General features: G+C 65.5%; 3 protein-coding genes and 1 pseudogene. All 4 read right to left on the bottom strand.

Annotation, left to right across the window (positions count from 1 at the left end; translation table 11 throughout):
* Positions 1–310: 310 nt before the first annotated feature.
* On the bottom strand, positions 311–4,732 hold the full coding sequence (locus tag AC1DSO_RS00570; protein WP_477066971.1) for a beta strand repeat-containing protein: 4,422 nt from the start codon (positions 4,730–4,732) through the stop codon (positions 311–313).
* Between the two features lie 327 nt (positions 4,733–5,059).
* The gene (locus tag AC1DSO_RS00565; RefSeq protein WP_477066970.1) at positions 5,060–5,215 is read right to left on the bottom strand and encodes a hypothetical protein; all 156 of its coding nucleotides are present in this window, start codon (positions 5,213–5,215) and stop codon (positions 5,060–5,062) included.
* Between the two features lie 140 nt (positions 5,216–5,355).
* Positions 5,356–5,670: pseudogene (locus AC1DSO_RS00560) on the bottom strand (FadR/GntR family transcriptional regulator); the annotation flags it as partial.
* Positions 5,642–7,033: a DUF4832 domain-containing protein gene (locus AC1DSO_RS00555; protein WP_477066969.1), complete on the bottom strand. Its 1,392-nt coding sequence runs from the start codon at positions 7,031–7,033 to the stop codon at positions 5,642–5,644. The pseudogene AC1DSO_RS00560 and the gene AC1DSO_RS00555, both read right to left, overlap by 29 nt.
* Between the last annotated feature and the right edge of the window lie 141 nt (positions 7,034–7,174).

Genomic DNA, 7,174 nt, shown 5'->3' with positions numbered 1-7,174 from the left:
TCCCCACCCTAAGCAGACCTTGCTTCGGCTAGACGCTCCGCCTGCTCCAAAAGTTTATGAAGATCAGCGCCGGGCCTCGTGGCCCGCAGTCGAATGTCTTCGAGTTCGGGATCAGTGATCGGCGCGTTCTCAATATCTTACCTGGCTTGACCAAGTTGCAGCGGCACTTAATCAGCGGCCTTGGTCGTGCACGGACAGCGCCACCCCGACTTTGGGAGAGCTCCAGCAAGCAGACGTTCGGCGTGGATCGTCCGCCAGACCTCCAAGGCAGCCTCCGAACCCGAAGCTGCCTTGGCGGGCCTGCCGCTGGCTAGAGGATGAAATCCGACGCGCTGAGCGAGCTCACCCCCAGCACCGTGACGTTGAAGTCGGCGACGCCGTCACCATTCACGTCACCGCTAAAGACAACCCCGCCCGTAGGCGAAACGCTATAGCGCAACTGGCCTTGGACGCCGGTGAAGCTCCCGGAGCCGAGGAAGGTGAAGGCTTCATTGCCGCCGMCGCCGCCGACCGGGACGGCATCGATCGTCGACAGGTCGATCTTGTCCACGCCGCTGACGAAGTCGGTGATCTCGTCCCAATTGCCCTCGGCCGCGGCATTGTAGTCGAAGATGTCGGCCCCGGCGCCGCCCGTCATCTTGTCGGAGCCCAGGTTGCCGATGATGCGGTCCGCCCCCGTCGAACCAACGAAGATGTCATTGCCGTTCTTCAGGTCGATGTAGGCGACCCCGGTGACGGCGATGTTCGTGAGGTCGAAGTTGTCCGCGCCGTCGGTGAAGGCGATGCCGACATTGGCGTGGCCCTCGGCGGAGATGGCCTCCACGCTGGTGATCGCGCTGAAGCCGATGATCACGCCGTCGTTCCAGGCGATCAAGGTGTCGTAGCCGGCGCCGCCGTCGATCACGTCTGTGTCGCCATAGGCGGTGAACCAGATCTTGTCGTCGCCGGCCTCGCCATAGATCGTGTCGAAGCCGCGGTCGCCCATGATGAAGTCGGCGCCATAGGAACCGTGGATCGTGTCGTTGCCGTAGTCGCCGGTGATGTACTGGATGTCCTTCAGGACGACACCGCGCATGTCGATGGCGTCGTCGCCGGCCGTGCCGAAGATCTTCACGAGCGAGTTGTTGCCCTGGATCTCCTCGATGCCCTGGAACGAGTTGGCGTAGATGTTGGCGCCGCCGACCGCAACGATCTTGTCGTAGCCCGCGCCGCCGCGGATATCGTCCTGGCCCGGCGTGGTGGTGCTGATCTGGATGACGTCGTCGCCATCGCCGGTGTCGATGTAGTCGTTGCCGCCGCTCCCGGCGACGATGTCGGCGCCCGCGGTGCCGTAGAAGGTGTCATCGCCACCGCCCAGGTCGATGACCGTCAAGGTCCCCGTGACGAGGACATTGCGCAGGTCGAGCGTGTCGGCGGCGGCGTAGCCGACGACGCTGACGCCCGAGAAACCGCCGGTCGAGATTTCCTCGACATTCGTCATCGAGGAAACCTGAATGACGGAATTCGCGGCTCGGGCGAGCAGCTTGTCCCAGCCCGCACCGCCGTCGATGGTGTCGGCGTGGTTGGTGCCGGTGGTGTCGTACAGGAAGGTGTCGTCGCCCAGGCCGCCTTTGAGGGTGTCGATCCCGGAACCGCCGTAGATCACATCATTGCCGGCGCTGCCGACGATCGTGTCGCTCTGCACGCCACCGACGATCATCGCGATGCCGGAGAGCTGGATGTTGGTGAAGTCCCAATTGACCAGCGTGCCCAGGGACTGCACCTGAATCTGGACGTTCGAGAATCCCCCGCCGCCGATCTTCTCGATGCTCGTGAGGTTCGAGAACCACAAGGTGGCGTTGTTGATGCTGGCTCGGACCTCGTCAAAGCCCGCGCCGCCGTCGAAGCTGTCGGTGCCCGCGCCCTGGCCAAACAGCAGGATGTCGTCGCCGTTGCCGCCGAAGAGCGCATCGTTGTCTGCGCCGCCGTCCAGAACGTCGTTGCCGTCGAGGCCGTAAAGCGAGTCCAATCCCGCATCGCCCTTGATCGTGTCGGCCCCGTTGGTGCCGGTGATTGAGTCGTTGCCCGCGCCGCCCGCGATCACGATCGCGCCCGTGTTCGTCATGCCGGCGAAGTTCAGCGTGTCCGCGTTGGTGGTGCCGACGACGCTCACATTGGCGAAGCCGCCGCTGGAGAAGCCCTCGATACCGGTCATCGAAGCGATCATGATCGCGACGTTGGCGGCGTTGGCCTGGATGATGTCGGTTCCGGCGCCGCCATCGTAGTTGTCGCCATAGGTGTTGCCGTCCACCCCCACCAGGAAGATGTCGTCGCCCTTGCCGCCGTACAGGTTGTCTACGCCCTGGCCGCCGTCCAGCGTGTCATTGCCGTCGCCGCCGTTCAGCGTGTCGTCCTGGGTGTCGCCCTTGAGAATGTCGGCGCCGCTGGTGCCGGTGAGGGTGTCGTTGCCCGAACCGCCGCCGAAGGTGATCACGCCGGTGACGGTCACACCGGTCAGGTCGATGGTGTCGGCGCTGGTAGTCCCGGTGACGGTGACGTTGGCGAAGCCGCCGCTGGAGAAGGCTTCAATGCCGCTCCAGGCCGCGAGGCCTACCGTCGACCCGGCCGCCGTCGCTTTGATGGTGTCGTAGCCTGAACCGCCGTCGAACGAGTCGGCGCCGTCGTTTACGCCGAACAGGAAGGTGTCGTTGCCGCCGCCTCCCGCCAGGATGTCGGCGCTCGTACCGCCGATGATAATGTCGTCGCCGACGCCGCCGGTCAGGGTGTCGATGCCGCCCGCGCCGTCGATCTGCCAGTCCTGGCCGTCCGGCACGGTGAAGGTGTTGTTGCCGACCGTGCCCGTCCAGTAGCTGTCGATCTGGTCGATCAGGTTGACGACGACGTTGCTGCTGCTGGTCAGCACCCCGTCGGAGGCCTGGACCGTGATGGTATGGCTGGCCTGGGTGTCATGGTCGAGCAGGCTGGCGTTCGCCACGGTGACCACGCCCGTTGTGGCGTTGATGGCGAAGCGACCACCGGCGTTGTTGGTCAGGCTGTAGGTCACGGCGCCGCCATGCGGATCCGGCGCGGCGATGGCCAGGCCGCCGACCACGGTTCCGTTCGTGGCGTATTCGGACACCAGGTTGGCCGCGCCGTTCGTGTCGGTCGGCGTCGCCGGCGCGGCGTTTGTGACGGCGATGGTGAAGTTGGCGTTCGTTGAGGATCCGCCATCACTGACTTGCACGGTAATCTGGTGCGAGGTCGCCGCCTCGAAGTTCAGCTTGGTGGYGTCGACGACCGTCACCACGCCGGTGGCCGCATTGATGGCGAAGCGGCCGCCGGCGTTGTCGAGCAGACTATAGGTCACGGGGCCGCCGTTGACGTCGGAGGCGCCGATGGCCAGGCCGGCGATCGCATCGCCGCTAACAGCGCCCTCGGAGATGGTGTTGACGGCCGCGTCGCCGTCGACCGGCGCGCCGACGGCCACGTTGGTGACTGCGATGGTGAAGGTCTGGCTGCTGAACGCGCCTTGGGGGTCCGTAGCGCGCACCGTGATCTGGTGCGAAGCCGCCGCTTCGAAGTTCAGCTTGGTCGCGTCGAGTACAGTCACCACGCCGGTGGCCGCATCGATGGCGAACCGGCCACCGGCATCGTCCGTCAGACTGTAGGTCACCGCGCCGGTCTTGGCTTCGCTCGCCAGGGCCGTGACGCCGACGAGGACGCCGTTGGCCGCGCCCTCCGAGACGGCGTTGCCGGTCGCGTCGGCGTCAACCGGCGTGATCGGCGGCGCGTTGGTGACCTCGATGGTGAACGTCGTGTCGGCGCTCCCCATCCCGTCACTGGCGCGCACCGTGATCTGGTGGGATGTCGCCGTGTCGTGGTCCAGAAGGCTGGCGTCGGCGATCGTGACGGCGCCCGTGGCGGCGTTGATGGCGAAGCGGCCGCCGGCGTCGTCGACCAAGGCATAGGCCACGCCGCCATTCGGGTCGGTCGCGCCGATCGCCAGTCCCGCCACGATGGCGCCGTTGACGGCGTCTTCGGCGACCGTGTTGGCGGCGGCGTCGGAGTCAGCCGGAGCGCTCGTCGCCACATTGGTCACGTCGATGGTGAAGTTGGCCGACGAGGTCGCCATCCCGTCACTGACCTGGACCGTGATCTGGTGGGAGGTTGCGCTCTCGAAGTTCAGCTTCGAGGCGTCGACCACGCTCACCACGCCGGTCGCGGCGTCGATGGCGAAGCGGCCGTCGGCGTTGTCGAGCAGCGACCAGATCAGGGTTTGGCCGGCGTCCGGATCAATGGCGACGGGCGAGAGGCCGCCGATGACCGTCCCGTTCGCGGCGCCCTCCGCGACGGTGTTTGCGGCGGCGTCGCTGTCGGTCGGCGCTTCGGGCGCGGTGTTGGGCGCGGGCAGGTCGATGACGGTGGAGCCGAACTGCAGGTGCTCGACATTGACCAGGGTGTCGGTCCCGTCAGGGCCAGTGATCGTTGCGGACGTGCGATCGCCGCTCCAGACATAGTCGCCCGCGGAACCGGAGAAGACCGCGGTGTCGGTCCCGGCCCCGCCGTCGAGCACATCGTTGCCGGCCCCGCCGTTGAGGCGATCGTCGCCGTCGTCGCCGTTCAGGGTGTCGTTGTCGAGACCGCCGGAAATATCGTCCGCGCCCGCGCCGCCGTGCACCACGTCGACATTGTCGGGAGCGCCTTCGTCGCCCGCGTAGACGTCATCACCGGCAGTGAGGTTCTTCTCGTACATAGCGACTCCCTTGTGAGGCGCGACGCCTCAGCCTGTGGTTTCAGCAGAGTTCAGTCTCCGCCGGCCAGGTCCTGGACCTGGCCACGGTTCGGATAATGTCGGCGTCGCCCTTCAAGGCGTCCGGTGCTCTGGGCGCGGGAGATATCTCCTCGCCGCGCCGCCCAGACCGGCTTGCCGCGCCCGTGCCGGAGGACAAAACGGGTTGGCCGAATAGTTGACGAAGTCATATTATACATGCGCCTGGGCGCAGACCGAGCCAAAGCGCAGCATTCCGTCGTGTATATATCGATAATGACGGAAATTTATATTTCTATAGTTTAAACGGAGTTATCCACCGAAAACCCCGAACACCAATTTCAATTGACCTTTGGTGTATCGGAAAAGTACTGAAGGATCATCGAGACCCTGCTCTGCCGCCTCCATTCGCGCCAGAGCGGCTCTGAGCGCTTCGCGATCCTCGTTGCTGGCCGAAAGCGCGGCCAAGGCGGCTGCCTCGGGTTCGATCGCCAAACGAAGTTGCGTGAACTCAACCAAAGCGTTGTGTCGGCGCGACGTTCAAGCAGCCATCCCAAGATGTCGGGGTCGAGAAGATTCCAGCGTGATTCCGGGGCGACCGATGCGCCCAGGCGCGGCCTGGCGACGAGAAGTCCCTTGGCGGTGAGCATTTTAACGGCTTCGCGCAGCACCGGGCGGCTTACACCATAGTGCACGGCCAGCTCGCCCTCGTAGGGGAGCGGGTTGCTCTCCGAATAGGCGCCGACAACGATCGCCTGGCCGAGATTCTGCAGGATGCTGTAGATCAGGCTGCGGCCGCCCGAACCAAAGTGCGGATCACGCTGGCGGGCTCTTGGCGGCTCATCGCTCGACAACGTGGTCACCCCCACCAGCAGGTCCGGGTCGGCGGCGCGCTCATGGCGCCGTGCCGCTGCGCGCGACATTCACAAACGTCCCAAAGGAAAAGGCGCCGCTTTGTGGGTCCCATCGCTGGCCCTTCGCGCCATCGTCGGCATTGGCCAGGCGAATGGCGTAGCGAGGATCGTCCTTCAGACGCGATCCAGCGTCGGGCAGGGCAAGCCACACCTCCTGTTCGCCCAGCAGGTCGCCGGGCACGGCGGCCGCCAGTGTCTGGCTGGTGTCGGTTTGCGGCAGCCAGCGCCGCGGATCGCCCCCTTGCGTCGTCAGTCGGCGGACGGCGCCGGATTTACGGTCGCGCAGAATGATTTCCACCAGACGCGGATTATAGAGCCGGGCCCAGCCCAGATTGCGGACCGCGATCGAGACCGAAAGCGTGCCGCCCTGGGCGACGGCGGCCGGATGGCTGACCTTCACCAAGCCGAACCGGTAGCCCATGCGGCTGCGCACCGCGTCCAGGCAGCCTTGCTCGAGCCAGTTGTCGTGGAATAGGCGGCGATAGTAGCCGTCGTTCAGATAGGTCAGGTTGAAGCGTGCGCCCTCGACCAGGATGTCGGCGCAGTTGATGCGTGGCCGGGGATCGGGATCATCGGCGGGATTGCAGGTTTCGCCGCCAAAGGGCGCTAAATCGCCTAGCGCGTCGATGTATTGGCGTTGAGCATCGCGTACGTCCAGCTGGTCGTCGTAGGTGCCGACATCGGTATCGCTGGCTAGGAAGCAGTCGTTGTGAAACCCGGTGCGGAAAGAGCCGTCAAGCGCGGCGGCGAGCCCCGGCAATCTGGGCGACCATGCCAGGATATAGGGCGGGTAGCGGAATTGAACGAAGCGCGTGGCGGGCGCTGCGTCGAACAGAGCGTCCTTGATCCGTGCGCGGCTCTTCTCCGTCGTCAGGTTGTTTGACGAGGTGTGCCATTCGCCCCAGGCGCCGATGAAGCCGGCCTGCATGAAGGCGATCACGTCTTCATTGCGCTGAAGCAGAGGCTTGAGCTGGGCTAGGTGCGCCAGGACGCGCGGCAAGGTTGCGTCCTTCGCATCGCGGTATTGCGTTTCGCCCTGGGGATAGTTGTAGGTCGTGCGGACGATGAGTTTCACGCCACCCCGGCGCGCGGTCTCGAAGGCGACGTCGAGCCGGTCGAAAAACGCCGCCGGCAGGTCGCTGTCGCGATAGGATTCGAGGTTGATCCGCGCAAAGATCAGGCGCTGACCCTCGGCGTAGGTCTGCGCCACGAACGCCGCGCTCAAGGCGTCCAGGTCGGTATCGGCTGCTTGGTAGAAGCCCCGCTCGGGGTTGGCCAAGTCGGCCCCGCTGAAGCGGAAATCGGCGCTCACCAAGGTGGGCGAGGCCGGGTCTGTCCGGGCTTTGACTTGATGGGATCCGGCCAGCAGCAAGGCGGCTGACAACAACGCCGACCGCAAAAGGCTGAGCCGTTCATTCGCCCGCGGCGATGAAGGCACGACGTCACCCGTTTGTTTGAACTGAAGAAGATCCGCCGCCGACCGCCTGGGGAGCGGGGCCGGCGGCGGCGCACC

It is taken from the genome of Caulobacter sp. P4_E5 (genome assembly GCF_056401555.1).
The sequence above is the reverse complement of the archived record's forward strand: the minus strand, read 5'-3'. Positions and strand labels throughout refer to the sequence as shown.